Origin of the sequence: Alkalihalophilus sp. As8PL (genome assembly GCF_040939795.1) — a bacterium.
Classification (GTDB): domain Bacteria; phylum Bacillota; class Bacilli; order Bacillales; family Bacillaceae_D; genus Alkalihalophilus; species Alkalihalophilus lindianensis.
In genome coordinates this window covers 2,680,994-2,701,545 of the sequence record NZ_CP162551.1, presented here as the reverse complement: position 1 = coordinate 2,701,545, position 20,552 = coordinate 2,680,994, and the positions used below count along the sequence as shown (strand labels likewise).

The following is a 20,552-nucleotide window of genomic DNA, read 5'->3' as shown; positions in this document are numbered from 1 at the left end:
AATTTATTCAATTTTAAATTAATAGTCAAGTCGACTTTTGTAAATTACTTACTGAAAGTGGCTCACAATTCTTGAACAATTTTCGCTAATTTCTGTGAACTTACCAACTAAGCTCCTTTATCATGTATAATAAAGGCGAATCTGCATGGCAAAAGGTGGTTACTACAAAATGGATCATCCTAAGACGTATTATTCTATGGAAGTTACTTATTCTGAGGGAACGTTATTACTAGAAGGTCCTATTTCCGCTGAGGAGTTAGCTTCTTATGATTTTCATGAGGACTTAGTTTCTTTTAGACCTTCAACTGAACAAAAGAAAGCTTTAATTGGAATTGCAAAACTTCCGGAAGGCCGAATCAACGTTGTGCGAGATGAAAATACAATTGTTGGTTATGTGACGTTTGTTTATCCTGATCCGATGGAAAGATGGTCTGAAGGTAAAATGGAAAATCTTATTGAGCTCGGAGCCATTGAAATTGCTCCAAAGTACCGCGGAGCTCAAGTAGGTAAAAACCTCCTTCGTCTCTCCATGAAGGATGATGCAATGGAAGATTACATTGTCATTACAACTGAGTATTATTGGCATTGGGATCTTAAAGGAAGCGGCCTTGATGTATGGGCTTATCGTAAAGTAATGGAGAAAATGATGAATGCCGGTGGGTTAGAATGGTATGCAACAGACGACCCTGAGATCAGTTCTCACCCAGCAAACTGCTTGATGGCTAGAATTGGTAAACGCATTGATACTGATTCTATTCAACAATTCGATCAACTTAGATTCCAAAATCGCTTTATGTACTAATATCTAGCAATTGACTTACTTTCATTTGAAAAAGGAGTGAGTACAGCCATGATTATAGAAGAGATAATGAAAAGAGACGTATTAACTTTGACTGAGGATGCTCCTATCAAAGATGCGATGTTACTATTAGATAAGTATCGTATACGTCATATTCCTATAGTAGAGGGGCCTAATAAGAGAATTGTTGGGATTATTTCGGATCGAGACATTCGAGATGCGAGTCCTTCTATCTTTCATTCAACAGAGCATTTAGAAGATTTTTTGAAACCGGTATCATCAATTATGCAACGGAATGTGATTACTGCTCATCCGCTTGATTTTGTTGAAGAGGTATCTACCATTTTCTATGAACATAACATTGGATGTTTACCTGTCACAGAAGATGACGAGTTGTTAGGAATCATTACAGAGACAGATGTTCTTCATACGTTGGTTGAATTAATGGGTGCTCACCAACCTAGTTCTCATATTGAAGTAAAAGTGCAAAACAAAACAGGAATGCTTGCTAGTATTGCAAATATTTTCAAAGAGCTTCATATTAATATTACAAGTGTCCTTGTTTATCCTTCTAAAAATCCTGAATACAAAATCCTTGTTTTTAGAGTCCAAACAATGGATCCAAGACGTATCATTCATGCGATTGAAAAAGAAGGATATGAGGTCATTTGGCCAAAACAACCAGGGATTAACCTATGACACACGAAGCTCTATTTATCTATTCAGACAAACAGCTGACCTATCGTTTTAATGAAAGTCACCCATTTAATCATCAAAGGCTTCAGCTGACTTATGATTTGCTCAAAAGCGCTCAAGCTTTATCAAAAGAGCAGATGATTGAACCAAGAATGGCAACCGATGAAGAACTTGAACTTGTACATGATCCGGCATTTATTGATGCGGTTAAGCAAGGTGGAAAGGGTGAGCTTTCTGACGGAATGGCTTCAAACTTTGGATTAAACACGGAGGATACCCCTGTTTTCCCTAATATGCATGAAGCAGCTTCCCTTTTAGTGGGTGGAACCCTCACTGCTGTTGACGCTGTAATGACTGGAAAAAGCCAACACGCCCTTCATTTAGGAGGCGGCTTACATCATGGCTTTAAAGGACGTGCCTCGGGCTTTTGTATTTATAATGATAGTTCAATAGCAATTGAATACATTAAGCAAAAGTACGGTGCTAAAGTGCTTTATATTGATACCGATGCCCATCACGGTGACGGGGTTCAATGGGCTTTTTATGACGATCCTAATGTTTGTACATTAAGTATTCACGAAACTGGGCGCTACCTCTTCCCTGGTACGGGAAGTGTGGGAGAAAAGGGATCTGGTAAGGGGTATGGTTTTTCTATCAATCTTCCAATTGATGCATTTACAGAAGACGATTCATTTATCCATGTCTATGAAACGGCCTTTAAAGAGGTTGTAGAATTCTTCAAACCAGATGTCATCTTAACGCAAAATGGGGTTGATGCACATCATTATGACCCTTTAACTCATTTATGTTCTTCAATGAAAACATACGAGTTTATCCCTAAGCTAGCCCATGAATTAGCCCATCACTACTGTGAAGGGAAATGGATTGCAGTAGGTGGTGGCGGATATGATATGTGGAGAGTGGTTCCTCGTGCTTGGTCTGTTATTTGGCTTGAGATGACTAATCAACAGCATATACTTGACGACCCCATCCCTACCTCATGGTTAGAAAGATGGCAACCGGAGACAACTGATGAGCTACCGACTAGTTGGCATGATGATCCATCAATTATTCCTAATATTCCAAGAAAACTTGAGATCACTGAAAAGAATAATAAGACATTAGAGAAAGCTCTTTATCATATTCGAAATGAGAAAAAAAACATAGCTAAAAAAGGATAGCAGATAAAACTGCTATCCTTTAAGTTGTTGTAAGATAGACTTAACAAGGATATGAGATTGCTCACTAGCAATATCAGTGAATTCAGTGAAACTCATAGAAGCAGCTCCATTTGCTTTATCTGACATTGAACGAATAATAACAAACGGAATTTTATTCATTGTTGCCACTTGTGCAACCGAAGCACCTTCCATTTCCACACAAGCTCCATTAAAGGTTTTTCTTAATTCTGCTACTTGTTCTGCGTCAGCAATAAATTGATCTCCACTTAAAACTCTTCCTGTTATGACGGTTCGGTCCCCTAGAACTTCTGCTGCTTTTTCAGCATATGTTAACAGAGCTTCTGAAGCCCTAAAGTCTGAATCGCCCTCAAACATCGGAATTTCACCTCGTTTAAAGCCCAATGGACTAGCATCTAAATCATGTTGCATTGCACTTGTAGAGATGACAAGGTCTCCTACATCCAATCGTTCATCAAGAGCACCCGCAACTCCTGTAAATAAAATATGAGTGATACCAAAACGATCGATTAACACTTGAGTAGTTAATGCTGCGTTAACTTTTCCGACCCCTGATTTACATAAAACAATGTCTCGCCCGAGCATTTTACCTTTATAAAAGCGAACAGATGCATAGTGAATTGTTTCTTCGACTTCCATCTCTGTAAGCATTCGTTCAATTTCTTCATTCATTGCACCTATAATTGCGACTTTCAACGAACTCACCTCTCTAACAAAAATAAGGACCCGAGAAAAATTCTCGGGCTAAAATGTATCCTCGTTTGAATATGTAGGATCAGAGATGACAATGACCACTCGTCGGTTTAACTGAAGGTTTTCAACAGTTGTATTAGGCACTACAGGACGAGTATCACCGTACCCGGTAGCTACAAAACGTTGAGGGTCAAGGTCATTCGTTTCAACTAGATAACGGATGACACTGCTTGCTCTCGCACCAGATAACTCCCAGTTAGAGGGATAACGAAAATTTGAAATGGGTCTACTATCTGTATGTCCTTCTACTTTAACCATATTCGGAATAGCACTTAACAACGTACCTACTTTTCCAAGAAACGGTTCTGCAGAGTCAATTAAATCTGCCTCTGCTGTTTCAAATAGTGTGCGCTCTTGTAAAACAAGAACTACCCCTCGATCATCGCGAGTAGCAGAAATAAGTTCATTCATTTCATTTTCTTCAAGAAACTCTTGAACTTCTTCTAATAATTCATCCATATCAAGCTCATTAGGATTCGAATTCTCCTCACTAAATCCACCATCTTCGTAAGGGTTAGGAAACTCTTCACCAATTTCTTCAGAAGGGTTTTCAAATTCAATAGCTGATGGGAAAAACTCAAAAACTTGTCGTTGTTGAAAAGACTCTGAGATTGCACGGAATTTCTGAGCATCTACCACTGACATTGAAAAAAGTAAGATAAAGAATACAAGAATAAGCGTCATCATATCAGAGAACGTTACCATCCATTTCGGGGCACCCTTCTCTTGTTGGCGTCGCCTACGCTTCATCGTCTTCATCCTCCGCTTCTTCAGTCTTTGGTTTCTCACGCATAAAGGCGCTTAACTTTTCTTCAAGAATTTTAGGGTTTTGACCAGATTGCACTCCAATAACACCTTCTATAATAACCTGCTTCACAAAAACCTCTTCATCTGTTTTATTAGCAAGCTTTGTTGCCATTGGTAGAAAAATAAGGTTAGCAAGGACCGTTCCATACAAGGTAGTAAGAAGTGCTACGGCCATGTTAGGACCTAATGTCGAAGGATCATTAAGGTTTTGTAGCATAAGAACCAAACCTATTAATGTTCCTATCATACCCCAAGCTGGGGCATATTCTCCCGCTTTTTCAATAATTGCACGCCCCTTACGATGCCGCTCTTCCATTGCTACAACTTCTGCCATCATTATGTCTTTAATAATATCCGGCTCAATCCCATCGACTGCAAGTAAAACTCCTTTTTTAATAAAAGGATCTTTCACGTCTTCTAAGCCCACTTCAAGAGCTAACAAACCTTCTCTCCGTGCTTTACCGGATAATTCTACAAAAGTATCAATTAAGCCTTCAAGGTCATGGTTGACTGTTTGGACAGACTCCTTCAACACTTTAGGGACTGTTTTTAAATCAGCAATAGAAAAGGTAATGATAAGAGCAGCAATTAGACCTCCAAGTACAATTAAAATAGAAGCAACTTGAATAAAGAAAATAAGTCCTGAAGGTCCTGAATTCGAGAATACTGCCAATAAGAGGACCGTTATCCCAAGGAATACTCCTATTGGCGTCAAGATATCAAATTTTTTCATATTCCTCTCCCTGCTCAGTCATTTCAATTAATTATGACTTTGTTGAATCTCTAAATTCAATGCGGTGTGGCAGGACGACGATATGATTATCTACTTCTTCTTTGTTCATGTACTTTGTAAGCAAGCGCATAGAAACAGCCCCAATATCATACATAGGCTGAACGACTGTTGATAAAGTAGGACGAACCATGGTTGCTAGTCGCGTGTTATCAAACCCAAGAATTTCAAAGTCATTAGGAATGTTATACCCTTGATCTTGAGCACCGTGGATCACACCTAATGCCATTTCATCAGTCGAAGCAAAGATCGCAGTAGGCTTTTGATCTAATTCTAAAAGAGAATCCATCGCTTCAATTCCAGAATCATATGTGTAATCACCAATGACGATTAGATCATCATTGAAAGGTAATTTCGCATCTTCAATCGCGGCACGATAACCAGCAAACTTTTGATAGCCATTAACTGGATCATCTAATGTTCCTGATACCATACCAATTTGCTCATGACCTTGTTCAATTAAGTGAGTAATCGCATCATAAACTGCTTGCTTGTAGTCAATATTAACAGAAGGTATTTCAAGGTTTGTATCAAGTGTCGCAGCTAAAACGACTGGTACAGGTGAGCGCTTGAATTGTTCAGCGTGCTCCTCTGTAATTTGACCACCCATGAAGACAATTCCATCAACTTGCTTTTCAAGAAGCGTATTAATAAGATGAATTTCCTTGTCCTTATTTTGATCTGAGTTACACAAAATGATGTTGTATTTATACATGGTTGCGATGTCTTCGATCCCTCTGGCAAGCTCAGCAAAGAAAATGCTTGAAATGTCAGGAATAATAACCCCTACCGTTGTTGTTTTCTTACTTGCTAAACCACGTGCAACAGCATTTGGACGATATCCAAGACGTTCAATTGCTTCTAATACTTTCTTTCTTGTTGCTGGCTTGACATTTGGGTTGCCATTGACGACACGGGATACGGTCGCCATCGAAACGCCTGCCTCTCTTGCTACATCATAAATCGTCGTATTCACTGTAATCCTCCTCTATCATATTAACGCATTATTCACGTATTCAATGTATTGCTATCATACGATACTATGATGAGGTCCGCAATGTCTTTACTCTACTTATATCGACACTCAGGGAAAATATTTGACAGCTTTGTGTAAGAATCCACATTTTTTTCATATCGTATCAACTTTGCAGCATAGTCACCGTATGAACGTACCTTTTATATAGGATGTACCTTTTTATCTAAATTAAAAGCCGTCCCTTATATTTGTTATAAGGGACGGCTTAATTATTCTGCTATTTATCCTTTATATAACCCGGAAGCTTTCAACTCATCAATGAATTCATTGAATTGAGGAATATCCATTTGTTGTGCAGAATCAGATAAAGCCACCGCAGGGTCCGGATGAACTTCTGCCATTACTGCATCTGCTCCAATTGCAAAGGCAGCTTTAGCTGTCGGGAGAAGTAAATCACGACGGCCTGTTGAGTGAGTCACATCTACTAATACAGGAAGATGTGTTTCTTGTTTTAAAATAGGTACAGCTGAAATATCTAATGTGTTACGAGTTGCTTTTTCGTATGTACGAATTCCACGCTCACATAACATAATTTGTCCATTACCTTTTGACACAACATACTCTGCAGCATGAATGAACTCAGAGATTGTAGCTGACAATCCTCGTTTAAGTAATACAGGTTTATTCACCGAACCTGCTGCTTTTAATAGTTCAAAGTTTTGCATATTACGTGCGCCAATTTGAATAACATCGACGTATTCTACTGCTGTTTCAATATCTTGCGGGCTAACAATTTCACTAATAACAGCCATATCAAGCTCATCTGCTACTTGCTTTAAAATCTTCAACCCTTCAAGACCAAGACCTTGGAAATCGTATGGAGATGTTCTTGGTTTAAATGCTCCACCTCGTAATAATTTCAAGCCTCTTTCTTTCATTGCCTTTGCAACAGAAAGAACTTGCTCATAACTCTCTACTGCACATGGTCCCATAATTAGACGTTGTGTTCCATCTCCAACTTTTTCACCTTTTAAATCAACAATTGTATTTTCTGGGTGCTTTTTACGGGATACGAGTAAAGCTTTACTATTATCATCTTCTTGTAGCTCCAGGCTAGCTTTGAAGATTTGTTTGAATAAATGTTGTAAAGTAGATGTTTCGAATGGTCCCTCGTTATGTGCCGCAATATGATCTAGCATACTACGCTCACGTACTGGGTCAAAACGATTAACCCCTTGCTTCCCTTTTACTTTTCCAATCTCTTGTACAACTCTTGCACGCTCATTAATTAATTCAAGAAGCTTCAGATTCACCTCGTCTAATTCTGATCTCAACGTATCTAATTGTTCGTTACTCATATTACTCTCCACTCCTCTTCTCTTTGGCTTCTTTCTTGATTAGGATTCATTATAAAACAAAATTAACTGAATGTCACGAATTTTTTCTTTACTAATTAGACGCTTTTAAGCACTAAAGTGATTTGTTTTTAAATAATTGTCCCCCATCTTACTATATATCGCCCCATTTATGCAAAACATTCTATACATTCTTTAATCGAGATACCATTGCCATCTAATGAGAAAGAGCCAGCAAACACACTTACTGTGTTTGCTGGCTCTCCATCAATAATGAAGATTAAGTTGTGCGTTGAGCTTCCTTCTCTTCTTCTAATTTATTTTGAATATCATCTACTTCACTCTTAACATTTTCAGCAATTTCTTCACCGGATGCTTGAAGATCGCCAGATAGGTCCTCAGCTAGCTCTTGAGCAGATTGTTTTACCTCTTCAGCTTCACTGCGAGCACTATTTGTTACTTCTTTTACCTTTTCAGTAACTTGCGCTGATTGATCTGATACTACCTTAGCAATATTGTTTGATTTTTCTTTTGCATAGCTAGCCCATTCGTTTCCTTTTTCGTAAGCTGTCGACGTGAATTGATTTGTCTTTTCACGAGCAACAAGAGCTTGTTCATTTAACTCATCACGTAATTCTTTTCCTGACTTAGGAGCTAACAATAAAGCTGTTGATGCTCCGACAATCCCTCCGACAAGTGACCCAATTAGAAAATCTTTTGTGTTCATTTCTCCCACTTAAATCTCCTCCTTATGTAATGTAGATGTTTGTTCTTGTCTTGCCTTACGAGCTTTGAATTTCGTATAAAAGTCAATTGCAACGTTTCCCCACTGTACAGCTTGAGCAATCTGTTCAGATTGTTTAACTGCCTGATTTGATACTACTCCGGAAACGTGACGAATTGAACGATTAACCTGTTGAACAGAGTCTCCTAATTCCTTCACTGATGCAAAAACAGTATTAAGAGATTCCGTTTTTTGCTGAACATCATCAGCCAAACGATTCGTTTTGTTTAGAAGCAACTCAGTTTCATGAGTTATTCCATTCACTTGCTTTTCAAGACCTGCCATTGTATTGGCAACATGATCAAGCGTTCGATTAGCAGACTTAAGTGTTAAAACAAGATAGCCAACTAATACGGCAAAAGCAATAGCTACGATAATGGCACTAATATAAAGTAAACTTTCCATGTGTTTGCTTCCACCTCCTTAAACTTCAGTTACCCTTATTCTCACCAGATAAAACAATCTATAAAAGACTAATTCGATAAAATTCACGAAATTCCTTCTAGAATTCTTGTCTTACTATTAAGTTTTCTTATTTTCGTATACAATAAAAGGGTACATAAAGGAGGCAAAACTTATGAGAGACCCAAGGATTACGACGTTAGCAAAAAATTTAATTCAATACTCCGTCAACTTACAAAAAGGTGAAAAAGTCCTTATTGAAAATTTCGGCTTGCAAAGAGAATTAGTAACGGCTCTTGTTAAAGAAGCCTATAATGTTGGGGCCTTACCATTTGTTTTACTAAAAGACCATCAGGTAGATCGTTCACTGTTACTTGAAGCAAAAGAAGAACAACTCGCCATGATGGCTGCATTTGAAGCTCAAGTGATGGGAGAAATGGATGCTTACATCGGTCTTCGTGCTGGTGATAATATATCTGAACTTTCTGATGTTCCTAGTGAGAAAATGGCACTTCATGGGAAAACTGTGGGAACTAAAGTCCACCGTGAAATCCGAGTTCCTAAGACACGCTGGGTTGTCCTTCGTTATCCAAGTTCTTCTATGGCTCAATTGGCTAATACAAGTACTGAAGCATTTGAAGACTTTTATTTTAATGTTTGTAACCTGGACTACAGCAAGATGGATAAAGCGATGAACTCGCTTGTTGACTTATTAGATAAGACGGATCGTGTACATATTAAAGGAGAAGGAACTGATTTAACCTTTTCTGTAAAAGACATTCCTTCCATTAAATGTGCTGGCCATATGAATATTCCTGACGGAGAAGTTTATACAGCTCCTATTCGTGATTCAATAAACGGTACATTGAGCTATAACACACCATCACCATATCAAGGTTTTACGTTTGAGTCGATCACCTTCACCTTTGAAAATGGGAAGATTATAAAGGCTGAAGCAAACGATACAGATCGTATTAATCGCATTTTAGATACCGATGAAGGCGCACGATACATTGGCGAGTTTGCAATCGGTGTAAATCCTTATATTCAACACCCTATGAAGGATATCCTCTTCGATGAAAAGATTGATGGCAGCTTCCACTTTACTCCAGGACAGTGCTATGAGGAAGCTTCAAATGGGAATAACTCTTCTATCCACTGGGACATTGTAAATATCCAGCGACCGGAATATGGTGGTGGAGAGATTTATTTTGACGATGTTCTTATTCGTAAAGACGGACGTTTTGTCATTAAAGAACTAGAAGCTCTAAATCCGGAAAACTTGAAATAATGAAAAAGAAGCTGCAGCGCTGCAGCTTCTTTTTCATTAAGGCTTTAAAATAACTTTAATGTTACCATCTTCTTTTTTATCAAAGATATCATAGGCTTTAGGAGCCTCTGATAAGGACATTCTGCGTGTAATAATATGCAGTCGGATCAAAATCTTGGTAGAGTGTATATTATGTACGCTTTTTGATTGCACCTTATAAACCGGTAACGTTTAATATTTGTTATTCGTGGAAATGTTCATAGAAAAGAACATAAAGGTGGTATAAGAGATGATTGAAACCGATATTTACTTAAAATCAACATATGAGGAATCAAGAGAAGCTTTCCGTTCTCATCTAGATAAAATTAAAGAGAAATGGCCAAATGCCGTGATCACTTCGAAATCTATTGGGAACGAAGAAGAGAACACAATTGATATGATTTATGCAGAAGCACTCACTACGAATAAACAAGTACTTTTCTTTACAACGGGTGAACATGGAATCGAAGGGTACGCAGGTGCTGGTGTGATTCATTTGTTCGTTGAAGAGTATCTCGATCAAATTGACCCACATACTACAGGGATTTGCTTGATTCATGCTCTCAACCCTTGGGGAATGAGACATTTTCGACGAGTAACCGAAAATAATGTGGATTTAAATCGTAATTATATTTATGACAAACAGTCAGTTCCTAAGGATATAAATGAGAATTATTCAAAAGAAAGTGATCTTTTCCTTCCGAATGGGAAAATTAATGATTTACAGCAAGAAAAGAGAAAGCTTTATACACAACTCAGTAAAGCTTTAGTCACTACCGGATATGGTGGAATAAAAAAAGCTAAAGGTATGGGGCAATTTGAGTTTGAGAGAGGGGTTTATTTTGGTGGGAGAATAGAAGAGCCCTCTACCACCTTCTTAAAATCTATACAAAAGAAGCTTTTAGCTAACTTCAACCGTGTCATTCATATGGATTGGCATACTGCATTGGGACCCTCTAACGAAATAACAATGGTTATTTCAAATTTAGATCAGCGAGATGAAGACGAATTAAAATCCCACTATCAACTAAAGAATATCCAATTGTTCACTGGTGAAAAAGTGAAGGGAGATTCTACACATTATTTCCATAAGGTTAAAACGGAAGAATTTCCTGATACGGAACTCTTCTCTGCACTCTTTGAATTTGGCACTTTTGGAACCGGAAAGAAAGCTGAATTTCGAGAGTTTCAAACGATTGTATTAGAGAATCACTTATATTGGGAAGGAGCAAGTAAAGAAGAGGATCGCGAGTGGATCTTAAGTGAATTTAAAGAAATGTTCTATCCTGATAACCCGCATTGGAGAGAATCTGTTATCACAGAAGCTAGATTAGGAATCGAAGCGATCCTTACTACCGAACAAATACTTCATAAATAATTTAATAACCAATAAAGAAAACCCCTTATCTAGTAATCAGAATGCTTTCTGCTTACGATAAGGGGTTTTTCATTAGAATATCTTTATTGCTCAGTTAATGTTTCTTCATAAGCTTTCTGGAACTTTTGGATGTCGCCTGCACCCATGAATAATAATGTACTGTTCCCATGCTCTTTAAGACGAGCAACATCTTCTTCGGTGATTAACTGTGCATCCGGAATTAGATCGAGAAGATCTTGAATGGTTAATGACCCAGCTTGCTCACGTGCAGATCCAAAGATATCGCATAAATAAACATGATCTGCTAGCTTTAAAGCTTCTGCAAATTCATGTAGGAATGTTTTTGTACGTGTAAAAGTGTGTGGTTGGAAAATCGCGACTATCTCTCGCTCTGCATATTTTTTCTTTGCAGAATCGACAGTTGCTGCAATTTCAGTTGGGTGATGAGCATAGTCATCAATCAAAATTTGACCTCCCATTTCCTTCTCTGTGAAACGTCTTTTTACACCTTGGAACGTCTTTAAATGTGCTTCAAGAACTTCAGCAGGAACACTTTCATAATGACAAAGAGCAATAACAGCTAAAGCATTTAGTACATTATGGTTCCCGTATCCAGGAATTGTAAATGTCCCGTATAAGTTATTACGAACATACACATCAAAAGTTGTTCCTTCACTTGTTACTTCAACATTTCTAGCTTGGAAATCATTTTGTTCACTAAAGCCATAAAATACGACAGGAACATTGGCATGAATTCCTTGTAAGTGTTGATCATCCCCACAAGCTACAATCGCTTTTTTCACTTGCATAGCCATCTCACTAAAAGCTTGGAAGACATCCTCTACATCTTTGAAGTAGTCTGGGTGATCAAAGTCAATATTAGTCATAATACAGTAATCTGGTTTGTAGTTTAAGAAATGACGACGGTATTCACATGCTTCAAACACAAAATACTTTGAGTCTTGCTCACCTTTTCCTGAACCATCTCCAATTAAGTAGGATGTAGGATAAGCTGAACCTAAGACATGTGATAGCAAGCCAGTCGTAGATGTTTTTCCATGACAGCCCGTAACAGCAATACTAGTAAATTGTTGAATGAAGTCACCCAAAAAGTGTGGGTATTGTTGAACTGGTACACTAAGTTCATTCGCACGTGCAACCTCTTCATGATCCTCTCCATAAGCTGCCGATACGATGACTTGTTGACCCTCTTCAATATTTTCTTGATTAAACGCTAGCAATGGTATTCCTTTTTGTTCTAAAGGTCTTTGTGTAAAGAATTGCTTCTCAACATCTGAACCTTGTACATCCTTGTTCATGTCATGTAAAATTTGTGCTAATGCACTCATTCCTGACCCTTTAATTCCAATAAAATGATATTTAGTCATAGTTGGACCTCCAAATTCCTCATGGTTTCAAACGCGTCCAATGCATGTGTAGGTTATGAGATATGTAAATCAAGACCGTTTATAAAATAAGCTCTTTTCGATTCACTTTAATGATTATAGCAGAAATATCAACAATCACCAATTCGACTTGTTCCATGGCACTTTATACTCATTCACACTTATTACCCAAAATTCACCTAAAAAAGATGACCCACTGCAATTAGCGGGTCACCTAACCGTTAATCGACAAGTTCTAATCTAGGATTGTTACGAAACCGTCTACCCGCTTTCGCTTCATGTTCTCCATTTAATAAGACATTGTCTCCTGTGAATCCGATGTGTATCTTAAGCAAGCTTCCACCTACTCCGTAAATATCAATCGGAACTCCTTGCTCTTCGTATGACTCAATACGTTTTGCATTAAAGCCACCTGTAGCAACAATTTTCACATGGTTAAACCCTTCTCTATCAAGAGCTTCCCGTAATGCAAACAACAGAACTGGATTCGCACCACGTGGATCAAACGCTCCCATCACTTCAGGATTTCTACAGAAATATTGATCAACCATAGTTCGAGAAGTATCGACTCTTACTCCTTTTAACTCATGACCAAATGCTCGTGCTACTTTTAGGGAATCTATTATCACATCATTATTATAATCAACTAAAGCCATTAATTCATCTTCAGGAAATTCTGCTTGGTATGCTTTTGTCGCTTCCACCACATCACCACTGAATAATTGAATTAACGCATGAGGCATTGTTCCCATTCCCTTTTTGCCCCACCATTCATTCATCGCGTGTGTCGCCTGGGCTTTAGAACCGCCAATATAAGCTGCATAACCGTCACCAGATTGTTGAGTAAAATGATCATCACGATCACCCATAAAAATAACAGGTTTTTGAATTCCTGATTTTCTAGCCGCTTTTACCACATTATATACATTTGTAGCCACAGATGTTCTTCTAGCAAAAATCCCATCAATAATTCCCTCTAGGAAACCAAAGTTTTGATAAGGTCCAGTAATGGTCAAAACGGTTTCGAATGGCTTAATTTTATCCCCATCTTTTAGAGAATGGATTACTAGCTCATCTGCATTTTTAGCAAATGTTTTGATTAAAGCAATCACTTCATCTGTTCCACATAGTATAGCATGCTCTTTTTGAAAAAATTGCATTGTAATGACATTGTCAGCATGATATTTTTGAATAATCTCGCGCGTTTTCAAAAAATAAACAGCTGAAAACCAACCTTCATGAATTCGTTCATCAAACTTGAACGTTTGATTTGTTAATCGTTTGATCTTGCCCTGCATTTTCAATTCAATTTCTTTCATAGCCCCTTATACTCCTTGTACCCATCCTAATAGTTCTAAACTAAACACTTTTTCTCTTTATCTAGTAATTAAACTCTTACTTATCATATATAACCTTCACCCTGAATACAAGGCAAAGCTGGTGATACACGTTACCTACTTGGGTACAATAACTCTTCAAGTTCTAGTTCATCTACTAAAATATGACGAGGCTTGCTTCCCATCGCTTCACTAATAACACCCATACCTTCCATCATGTCCATTAATCTAGCAGCTCGGTTATAACCTACTCTGAAACGTCGCTGTAAGCTAGAAGCAGATGCCCCTCCTTGTTGAATCACAAAGTAACACGCCTCTTCAAATAAGTCATCATCTTGATCGTTGCTGCTTTGCATTTTTTGTAACTGTTCAGGAGCAAATAGGTATTCTGGTTCTCTTTGCTTTTTAACAAAAGCTAACACATCTTCAATCTCTTCATCCGACACAAATGTCCCTTGAACTCGTACTGGCTTTGGAGCTCCATTTTCATGGAAAAGCATATCCCCTTTTCCTAGCAATCTCTCAGCCCCGCTCATATCAAGTATTGTTCTAGAATCCGTTTGAGATGATACAGAAAATGCAACTCTAGTTGGGATGTTGGCTTTAATTAATCCCGTAATGACATCTACTGATGGTCGTTGTGTAGCGAGCAGCAAGTGAATACCACATGCTCTAGCCTTCTGCGCAATCCTGCAAATGGAATCTTCTACATCTTGTGGAGAAACCATCATAAGGTCAGCCAATTCATCAATCACAACGAGCATATAAGGCAGTGCTGGTTTATCTGTTGATTCAGAGTACAATTCATTATATCGACTAACATCTCTTACACCTTGTTGGCTAAATAATTCATAGCGTCTCTCCATCTCTCCAACCACCCATTTTAAAGCCGCAGTTGCTTGCTTGGCATCGGTTATCACCGGTGTAACGAGATGAGGTAATTTATTATAAGGGGCTAGCTCTACCATTTTCGGATCAATTAATAGCAACTTCACTTCATCAGGGTTCGCTTTATAAAGTAAACTAATGAGCACCGAGTTAATACACACACTTTTACCAGAACCTGTCGCACCTGCAACAAGTCCGTGAGGCATTTTCCTTAAATCTGTAACGATTGGTTGCCCTGAAATATCAAGTCCTAATGCAACTGTTAGAGGTGAGTCAGGTTTAATGAATACATCCCGACGTAAGATCTCTCTAAGGAACACAGGTTTTGATACACGGTTAGGCACTTCAATTCCAATTGTGTTTTTCCCTGGAATTGGTGCCTCTATACGAATGTCTTTAGCAGCTAATGCTAGCTTCATATCATCCGTTAAGCTTGTTACTTTATTTACTTTCACTCCACGAGCAGGTTGAATTTCATACCTTGTCACCGAAGGTCCTTTAGTTACATTTACTACTTTCGCATCAACATTAAAGCTTTGCAGCGTCTCCTCAAGAACCTCAGCTTGTTCTGCCAACCACTCGGAATCTTGATCCTCTTGGTGTTGTGGATATTTTAAAAGCTGGATACTTGGGTGTTGATATGTATCGTGAACGGTTACTTGTTGGGGTTGAACTTTTTTCGGTTTTCGATCTTGTGGAAGCATCATCACATTAAACGGAATACTTTCCTTTGCTTCCTTCTTTACACTTGCCTTTTTGATCGGCTGTGATCTTTCCATTGGCTCATCCTTATTTACTTCTACTTTAGATGGCTCTTCTTCTTGAGTTTGATTTACCTTAGCTCCTAATTCCCCAATTGAAATAGATACTGGAGTAGAAGGTTCTTCCATCACTTCTTGCTTTTCAACTAATGGATCTACTTGTTCTACTTGTTCTACTTGTTCTACTTGTTCTACTTGTTCTACTTGTTCTACTTGTTCTACTTGTTCTACTTGTTCTACTTGTTCTTCAGGCATAGTAGTTTCAACTACCACCACCGACTCTTCTGGTGGTGTTGAAGAGAGTAAGGATTCAGTTTGCTCTTGCTTTTCGGACCTCATCACGTCTTCACTAGTAGTGAACTCTTCAGGAAATGCTGTTTCCACATGTACCTTGGTTTCATTTTGATGTGGTTCTTCTTCTAAAATGGAATTAGTGGTGTCTATATCGAGTTTTTCTGGTACCGAATCTAGGATATGTGGATGTTCTTCAAGTACTGTATCTTCTTGCTGAACCTCTTCAGTCTCCGTACTCACTTCTGGTTCTAGTACTTCTAGCTCACGCGGAACTGTACCTGCCGCTTCTGTATTTCGTATATTCTCTGCTCTTAAGAATACTTCTAGCTGTTTTTCCATTGTTACACTTGGTCGCTTGGTTTCAATGACCTTACCGTAACCAGGTAAGGATGAAAGCAAGGACTCATCTTCATACATATTTTTTTTACGTTCTTTAAATCCGTAGACTGGAGAAGGGATGGATGTGGGCTTAAATTCTTTCTTTACTTTCGTTTTCTCCATTGCCTTCTCTTCGATTTTTTTATCTACTTTTATTTCTGGCCTGCTATTATGTTTATTGCGATCAGGTCGGCGATAGCTTTTCTCTTCTGCTTGTTCTTCATTTACTTGCCTAAATGATCTTCTTGTTCTACTCTCTACATTCTTTTCAGAGCGCTGTGATGGCTGATCTTGTCCATCTTCTATTAACGGAAAACGAAACTTCCCAGGCTTTGGGTATTGATAGACCATTCTAGGAGCGCTTTCTCGATTGCCCCCTTCTATGTACCCTACTTTTCTTTTATTATCTGAATCATGACTAATTTGTTTTTTCTCTTGCAAACCACTATTTTCCCTATTTTGTTTATCTATTTCTTCTTCACCGAATAAAGCTCCTTGGATTCGTTTCATCCATTGCTTCAAATTGTCCATTTTTCTCACTCACTTTCTTATTTAAATCGATTCCCACTACATGAGTAGAAAGAACCACTAGTTATCTCTAGTGGTTCCCTCAATGTGAATCAGCCTAGCTCATCGGAAAGGCTAATCCAACTTCATATGTGTCTTCTAGTACTAGAATCCCTTTTTCCTGCGGTGCATCAGGGAGAGCTAGTTCTTTAGCCGAACAAATCATTCCAGATGATTCCACACCTCGTAGAGCTGCTTCTTTAATGACAAGTCCACTCGGCATGACAGCACCCACTCGTGCTACTACGACTTTTTGCCCTTGATCCACATTTGGAGCACCACATACAATCTGTAGTCGCTCATCTCCTACGTTGACGTGACAAATGTTTAATTTATCTGCATTTGGATGCTTAACTTTTTCTTCAACATAACCAACTACAAACTTTGCTTGCTTTTTTAAAGATATATTTAGGTCAAATCCATTTTCTTTAAATGCTTTTTGAATAAGGGCTTTTACATCTTCTGTTAATTCTACAGCACCGTTATCAACTAGCTCCCCATAAGTAGAAGCTTTAAACAAGTTGTAACCTAATGTTTCCCCTGAAACTTTATCATATATTCGAACAAGGTCACCTTTTGTCTCAAATGTACGATTTTCTAATTCACCGTCTTGAATGACCATTATTAACGTATCTCCAACACCTTCAACATTATAGAACACATTCATTGTAATAAGTTCTCCTTATCCACTAGAATCAGCTTTTATCAATTCTTATTGTACCATAATCATTCTTTAGAAGATTACGGTTGTTGTGGTTTTTTATGAGCTAAGATAAAAGTTGGCTCTAATTCCCCATTTTCATACATGAAAGGAAGAGCTGTGACTGGTACTCGACCCTCTCCAAAAAACTGTAAAGCAATTTGTGCTAGCACATCGTACCCACTATCATTTTGAATATCTGCCATAATTAGAACGTCCTGATGAGGGATGGCTACTGCTAATTGCCCCGTTACTTTCTTAGCCATTTTTGCTAATAAAGAAGGATCAAGTACGCGACTTGCATCGTATCCGTCTTTCGCTCGCAGGAAGTAAAATGTGTTTCCTGCTACTACATCTTCTGTTACCGGTTGCGGAAGAGAGCGAAGGTTAAATCGCGAAATTTCTTGAATCTTTTTAGCTGTAAGACCTGAGTCACTTGCCATCTTCTCATCTATCAGTGTATAGGCTTCTCCTAGATCAACAGCATAGTACACACGTGTTTCCGCTGTGTGTTCTTCAAACAAAAGCTCTAGACCGTCTTTAGTCTCTTCGGGGAAAGAAGTTGACCGAATAACAGGAAAGATTTTATCTTCATTTCCGTTTAGAGACGGACGCTCACTCATAGAGTCAAGTCCCACTTCAATATAGCGAACGACTTCTTCTATAGAGTCATATTCTTCTCTTTCCCATTTTGCTAATAAAGGCTTTAAAGAAAGGGTGACCCCTTTATTGATATTATTATCTGTAATCCGTAATGTTGATTCTTTATGGTTATAAGTGATAGAACGATCATCACGTTTTAATTTTTCCTCTAACATTTTTCTGAATTCACGAAGTTCCATTACATACACTCTCCTTCATACCTAACAGTGTACCATGATCAAGAAAAGCTATCCAATGATTGAGTTAGAAGAATAGTCTTAAAAAAGAGCACTCACGATTGTGAGTACTCTAGTGTCTTATTCATAACTTTTTGCTTCAGCACTTGTTAAAAAGTTAACAATTTCTTCTTCTGTTTTACGATCTTTACTTACGAAGCGATCAACTTCTTTCCCATTTGAAAATGCTAAGAAACTTGGAATCCCCATAATCATGTGCTCCTGACATAGTTCAATGAATTCATCACGATCTACATAATAAAATGAAAAGGATGGGAAATCGGCTTCAATCCTTGGCAAGATTGGTTCAATTACACGACAATCCGGACACCAATCTGCTGAAAACATAAAAACAACAGTCTCTGTTTCTGTTAGCTTTTTAAATTGTTCTACACTTGTTAACTTTTCCATTTAGCATTCTCCTTTATGATTGTTCTATCTTCATCTCTCCCATTTTAATATATCCTGCCTTTCTCATCCATTCTGAAATTCCTAAACTTATTAATGCTGGCAAAATAAAATATAACAGGAACACTGATATAGCCACCTCAAAAGTAAACCCCATATCAGTAAAAGTCATAATTGGCCCCACCAAACCACTTGTCCCCATTCCAGCACCAGCTGGATTATTTGTCATTTGAAACAAGGTTGTTGCAAACGGAGCAAGAACAGCCCCTGCTAATGTCGGAGGGATTAGAATAAGTGGATGCTTTACGATATTTGCAATCTGTAACATAGAGGTTCCAAGCCCTAATGCTACTAGACCAGACCATCCATTTTCTCTATAACTGCTAACAGCAAATCCCATCATTTGAGCAGCACATCCTACCGTTGCAGCTCCTGCAGCAATTCCTTCTAGACCAAGCATAATAGCAAGTGCTGCACTAGAGATCGGTGCTGTTAAAGCAAGTCCCATAAGAGTTGCAATGATGATTCCCATCAAAATTGGCTGTTGCTCAGTTGCCCACATAATTAAGCTTCCTAATTGTGTCATTCCTGCATCAATTCCTGGTCCAATAAGTGAGGCAATTGTATATCCTGATATGATCGTGACAAGCGGTGTGATAATTATATCTATTTTCGTTTCACCTGACACTACTTTTCCGATTTCTGTTGCAATGACCGCTGCTACAAAGCTACCTGCTGGACCACCAAGTTGGAATCCAGCTGCACCACTAATGAGAGCAGCAAACAACACTAGTCGAGGGGCTCTTAATCCATATGCCACTGCTACACCAATTGCAGGACCGGTTAAACTCATTGCTAGCGTGCCGATTTCCTCTAAATAAGAAACACCAAGCTGTTCACCTGCTGTACGAATGATTAATCCTATAATAAGTGATGCAAATAAGCCCAACGCCATATGGCTTAAACCTGTAATAACGTATGTTCTCCAATTTAAGTCAATTCCTTTTCGTTTTAAGAAACTACTCATTTTCTCTCCTACTCTCCCTTAGAGTTTGAATACAACATTATTATCATACCTACACTCTTTACATGTGACAAGACACTTTTTTTCTTTATCCGCAACTTACCTTATTATTCGTCTCCAAAGAGCTCTTGCTTTATAATAGATGGAGAAAATGATGTAAAGGAGAGATTCAAATGGAACTTACGGTTTATTTAGCAGGAGAAATTCACAGTACATGGAGAACTGATTTAAAAGAGGCAGCTGCAAAACGTAATCTACCTCTTCATTTCACAGGTCCAATGGAAAATCATGATCGTTCAGATGATATTGGGGAAGAAATTTTAGGAGTACAGCCCAATAAAATGTTAAAAGATGAAGCTGCCTCAAGTATCAATAACTTACGTACACAAATTCTTCTTCAAAAAGCTGATGTAGTCATTGCTCTATTTGGTGAGACCTATAAACAGTGGAATAGTGCGATGGATGCTGCAACTGCAATTGCTCTTCAAAAGCCATTAATATTGATCCGTCCTGAGTCATTACATCACCCTTTAAAGGAACTTGCTAATAAGTCACAAGTCGTAGTAGAAAACCCCGAACAAGCTCTGCAAGCATTATCTTACGTATTCGAAGAAAATTAATATTCATATAAAAAAACAGGAAGCGCTACTTAAATGGCGCTTC

At 38.2% G+C, this 20,552-nt stretch carries 20 protein-coding genes and 1 pseudogene; 6 read left to right on the top strand and 15 right to left on the bottom strand.

From position 1 onward, the window contains the following. Nucleotides 1-169: 169 nt before the first annotated feature. From AB3N04_RS15150 to AB3N04_RS15140, 3 genes are read left to right on the top strand one after another with little or no spacing between them, the layout of a single operon-like run. Nucleotides 170-802, top strand: coding sequence for a GNAT family N-acetyltransferase (locus AB3N04_RS15150; RefSeq protein ID WP_368503535.1), 633 nt, complete (start codon nucleotides 170-172; stop codon nucleotides 800-802). 48 nt (nucleotides 803-850) lie between these two features. Continuing rightward, nucleotides 851-1,498 carry an acetoin utilization AcuB family protein gene (locus AB3N04_RS15145; RefSeq protein WP_368503534.1) on the top strand — a complete coding sequence of 216 codons (648 nt, stop codon included), beginning with the start codon at nucleotides 851-853 and terminating at the stop codon, nucleotides 1,496-1,498. Then, on the top strand, nucleotides 1,495-2,676 hold the full coding sequence (locus AB3N04_RS15140; protein ID WP_368503533.1) for an acetoin utilization protein AcuC: 1,182 nt from the start codon (nucleotides 1,495-1,497) through the stop codon (nucleotides 2,674-2,676). Before AB3N04_RS15145 ends, AB3N04_RS15140 begins: the two co-directional genes overlap by 4 nt. Nucleotides 2,677-2,688: 12 nt before the next feature. Here AB3N04_RS15140 and AB3N04_RS15135 read toward each other — a convergent pair whose 3' ends face one another. The 7 genes from AB3N04_RS15135 to AB3N04_RS15105 all read right to left on the bottom strand — a co-directional run bounded on the left by AB3N04_RS15135 (nucleotide 2,689) and on the right by AB3N04_RS15105 (nucleotide 8,564). Continuing rightward, nucleotides 2,689-3,390 (bottom strand): 5'-methylthioadenosine/adenosylhomocysteine nucleosidase, encoded by a 702-nt coding sequence (locus tag AB3N04_RS15135; protein WP_368503532.1) that lies wholly within the window; start codon nucleotides 3,388-3,390, stop codon nucleotides 2,689-2,691. Nucleotides 3,391-3,438: 48 nt separating this feature from the next. Beyond that, nucleotides 3,439-4,197, bottom strand: a complete 759-nt coding sequence (gene motS, locus AB3N04_RS15130) for a flagellar motor protein MotS (RefSeq protein WP_368503531.1) — start codon at nucleotides 4,195-4,197, stop codon at nucleotides 3,439-3,441. Then, complete coding sequence (gene motP / locus AB3N04_RS15125) at nucleotides 4,187-4,987, bottom strand: flagellar motor protein MotP (protein WP_368503530.1); 801 nt, start codon at nucleotides 4,985-4,987, stop codon at nucleotides 4,187-4,189. The genes motS and motP overlap by 11 nt, the downstream gene beginning before the upstream one ends. Before the next feature lie 31 nt (nucleotides 4,988-5,018). After that, nucleotides 5,019-6,020, bottom strand: a complete 1,002-nt coding sequence (ccpA, locus tag AB3N04_RS15120) for a catabolite control protein A (protein WP_368503529.1) — start codon at nucleotides 6,018-6,020, stop codon at nucleotides 5,019-5,021. A gap of 281 nt (nucleotides 6,021-6,301) precedes the next feature. After that, a complete protein-coding gene (locus AB3N04_RS15115) occupies nucleotides 6,302-7,378 on the bottom strand; it encodes a bifunctional 3-deoxy-7-phosphoheptulonate synthase/chorismate mutase (protein WP_368503528.1) in 1,077 nt (358 codons plus the stop codon). Nucleotides 7,379-7,655: 277 nt separating this feature from the next. Beyond that, nucleotides 7,656-8,102, bottom strand: a complete 447-nt coding sequence (locus AB3N04_RS15110) for a YtxH domain-containing protein (protein ID WP_368506067.1) — start codon at nucleotides 8,100-8,102, stop codon at nucleotides 7,656-7,658. 9 nt (nucleotides 8,103-8,111) lie between these two features. Beyond that, nucleotides 8,112-8,564 (bottom strand): DUF948 domain-containing protein, encoded by a 453-nt coding sequence (locus AB3N04_RS15105; RefSeq protein ID WP_368503527.1) that lies wholly within the window; start codon nucleotides 8,562-8,564, stop codon nucleotides 8,112-8,114. A 172-nt stretch (nucleotides 8,565-8,736) separates the two neighbouring features. On the opposite strand from AB3N04_RS15105, the gene AB3N04_RS15100 reads away from it, so the two are divergent. Further along, a complete protein-coding gene (locus AB3N04_RS15100; protein ID WP_368503526.1) occupies nucleotides 8,737-9,852 on the top strand; it encodes an aminopeptidase in 1,116 nt (371 codons plus the stop codon). A gap of 36 nt (nucleotides 9,853-9,888) precedes the next feature. Here AB3N04_RS15100 and AB3N04_RS15095 read toward each other — a convergent pair. Continuing rightward, a pseudogene (locus tag AB3N04_RS15095) lies at nucleotides 9,889-9,987 on the bottom strand (formaldehyde dehydrogenase); the annotation flags it as partial. 133 nt (nucleotides 9,988-10,120) lie between these two features. Between AB3N04_RS15095 and AB3N04_RS15090 the strand changes: the two are divergent. Then, entirely contained in the window at nucleotides 10,121-11,248 is a 1,128-nt protein-coding gene (locus AB3N04_RS15090) for a M14 family metallopeptidase (protein WP_368503525.1), read from the top strand. 83 nt (nucleotides 11,249-11,331) lie between these two features. Here the strand turns inward: AB3N04_RS15090 and murC are convergent, their stop codons facing one another. The 7 genes from murC to AB3N04_RS15055 form a co-directional block, all read right to left on the bottom strand. Next, nucleotides 11,332-12,636, bottom strand: a complete 1,305-nt coding sequence (murC, locus tag AB3N04_RS15085) for a UDP-N-acetylmuramate--L-alanine ligase (protein ID WP_368503524.1) — start codon at nucleotides 12,634-12,636, stop codon at nucleotides 11,332-11,334. Between the two features lie 239 nt (nucleotides 12,637-12,875). After that, nucleotides 12,876-13,973 carry a nicotinate phosphoribosyltransferase gene (locus AB3N04_RS15080; RefSeq protein ID WP_368503523.1) on the bottom strand — a complete coding sequence of 366 codons (1,098 nt, stop codon included), beginning with the start codon at nucleotides 13,971-13,973 and terminating at the stop codon, nucleotides 12,876-12,878. 131 nt (nucleotides 13,974-14,104) lie between these two features. Next, nucleotides 14,105-16,843: a DNA translocase FtsK gene (locus AB3N04_RS15075; RefSeq protein WP_368503522.1), complete on the bottom strand. Its 2,739-nt coding sequence runs from the start codon at nucleotides 16,841-16,843 to the stop codon at nucleotides 14,105-14,107. A gap of 94 nt (nucleotides 16,844-16,937) precedes the next feature. Beyond that, nucleotides 16,938-17,546: a YtpR family tRNA-binding protein gene (gene ytpR / locus AB3N04_RS15070; RefSeq protein WP_368503521.1), complete on the bottom strand. Its 609-nt coding sequence runs from the start codon at nucleotides 17,544-17,546 to the stop codon at nucleotides 16,938-16,940. Nucleotides 17,547-17,620: 74 nt separating this feature from the next. Further along, the gene (locus tag AB3N04_RS15065; protein WP_368503520.1) at nucleotides 17,621-18,421 is read right to left on the bottom strand and encodes a DUF1444 domain-containing protein; all 801 of its coding nucleotides are present in this window, start codon (nucleotides 18,419-18,421) and stop codon (nucleotides 17,621-17,623) included. 117 nt (nucleotides 18,422-18,538) lie between these two features. Next, nucleotides 18,539-18,868 carry a thioredoxin family protein gene (locus tag AB3N04_RS15060; protein ID WP_317123565.1) on the bottom strand — a complete coding sequence of 110 codons (330 nt, stop codon included), beginning with the start codon at nucleotides 18,866-18,868 and terminating at the stop codon, nucleotides 18,539-18,541. Between the two features lie 13 nt (nucleotides 18,869-18,881). Beyond that, complete coding sequence (locus tag AB3N04_RS15055) at nucleotides 18,882-19,892, bottom strand: PTS transporter subunit IIC (RefSeq protein ID WP_368503519.1); 1,011 nt, start codon at nucleotides 19,890-19,892, stop codon at nucleotides 18,882-18,884. 170 nt (nucleotides 19,893-20,062) lie between these two features. Between AB3N04_RS15055 and AB3N04_RS15050 the strand changes: the two genes are divergently transcribed. Next, the gene (locus AB3N04_RS15050; RefSeq protein WP_317123563.1) at nucleotides 20,063-20,509 is read left to right on the top strand and encodes a YtoQ family protein; all 447 of its coding nucleotides are present in this window, start codon (nucleotides 20,063-20,065) and stop codon (nucleotides 20,507-20,509) included. Nucleotides 20,510-20,552: the final 43 nt, after the last annotated feature.

What these genes read in the sequence shown, in the direction of transcription:
- AB3N04_RS15150 (WP_368503535.1), top strand. Translation starts at nt 170, where the DNA reads ATGGATCATCCTAAGACGTATTATTCTATGGAAGTTACTTATTCTGAG.
- AB3N04_RS15145 (WP_368503534.1), top strand. Translation starts at nt 851, where the DNA reads ATGATTATAGAAGAGATAATGAAAAGAGACGTATTAACTTTGACTGAG.
- AB3N04_RS15140 (WP_368503533.1), top strand. Translation starts at nt 1,495, where the DNA reads ATGACACACGAAGCTCTATTTATCTATTCAGACAAACAGCTGACCTAT.
- motS (WP_368503531.1), bottom strand. Translation starts at nt 4,197, where the DNA reads ATGAAGCGTAGGCGACGCCAACAAGAGAAGGGTGCCCCGAAATGGATG.
- motP (WP_368503530.1), bottom strand. Translation starts at nt 4,987, where the DNA reads ATGAAAAAATTTGATATCTTGACGCCAATAGGAGTATTCCTTGGGATA.
- AB3N04_RS15115 (WP_368503528.1), bottom strand. Translation starts at nt 7,378, where the DNA reads ATGAGTAACGAACAATTAGATACGTTGAGATCAGAATTAGACGAGGTG.
- AB3N04_RS15110 (WP_368506067.1), bottom strand. Translation starts at nt 8,102, where the DNA reads ATGAACACAAAAGATTTTCTAATTGGGTCACTTGTCGGAGGGATTGTC.
- AB3N04_RS15105 (WP_368503527.1), bottom strand. Translation starts at nt 8,564, where the DNA reads ATGGAAAGTTTACTTTATATTAGTGCCATTATCGTAGCTATTGCTTTT.
- AB3N04_RS15100 (WP_368503526.1), top strand. Translation starts at nt 8,737, where the DNA reads ATGAGAGACCCAAGGATTACGACGTTAGCAAAAAATTTAATTCAATAC.
- AB3N04_RS15090 (WP_368503525.1), top strand. Translation starts at nt 10,121, where the DNA reads ATGATTGAAACCGATATTTACTTAAAATCAACATATGAGGAATCAAGA.
- murC (WP_368503524.1), bottom strand. Translation starts at nt 12,636, where the DNA reads ATGACTAAATATCATTTTATTGGAATTAAAGGGTCAGGAATGAGTGCA.
- AB3N04_RS15080 (WP_368503523.1), bottom strand. Translation starts at nt 13,973, where the DNA reads ATGAAAGAAATTGAATTGAAAATGCAGGGCAAGATCAAACGATTAACA.
- AB3N04_RS15075 (WP_368503522.1), bottom strand. Translation starts at nt 16,843, where the DNA reads ATGGACAATTTGAAGCAATGGATGAAACGAATCCAAGGAGCTTTATTC.
- ytpR (WP_368503521.1), bottom strand. Translation starts at nt 17,546, where the DNA reads ATGAATGTGTTCTATAATGTTGAAGGTGTTGGAGATACGTTAATAATG.
- AB3N04_RS15065 (WP_368503520.1), bottom strand. Translation starts at nt 18,421, where the DNA reads ATGGAACTTCGTGAATTCAGAAAAATGTTAGAGGAAAAATTAAAACGT.
- AB3N04_RS15060 (WP_317123565.1), bottom strand. Translation starts at nt 18,868, where the DNA reads ATGGAAAAGTTAACAAGTGTAGAACAATTTAAAAAGCTAACAGAAACA.
- AB3N04_RS15055 (WP_368503519.1), bottom strand. Translation starts at nt 19,892, where the DNA reads ATGAGTAGTTTCTTAAAACGAAAAGGAATTGACTTAAATTGGAGAACA.
- AB3N04_RS15050 (WP_317123563.1), top strand. Translation starts at nt 20,063, where the DNA reads ATGGAACTTACGGTTTATTTAGCAGGAGAAATTCACAGTACATGGAGA.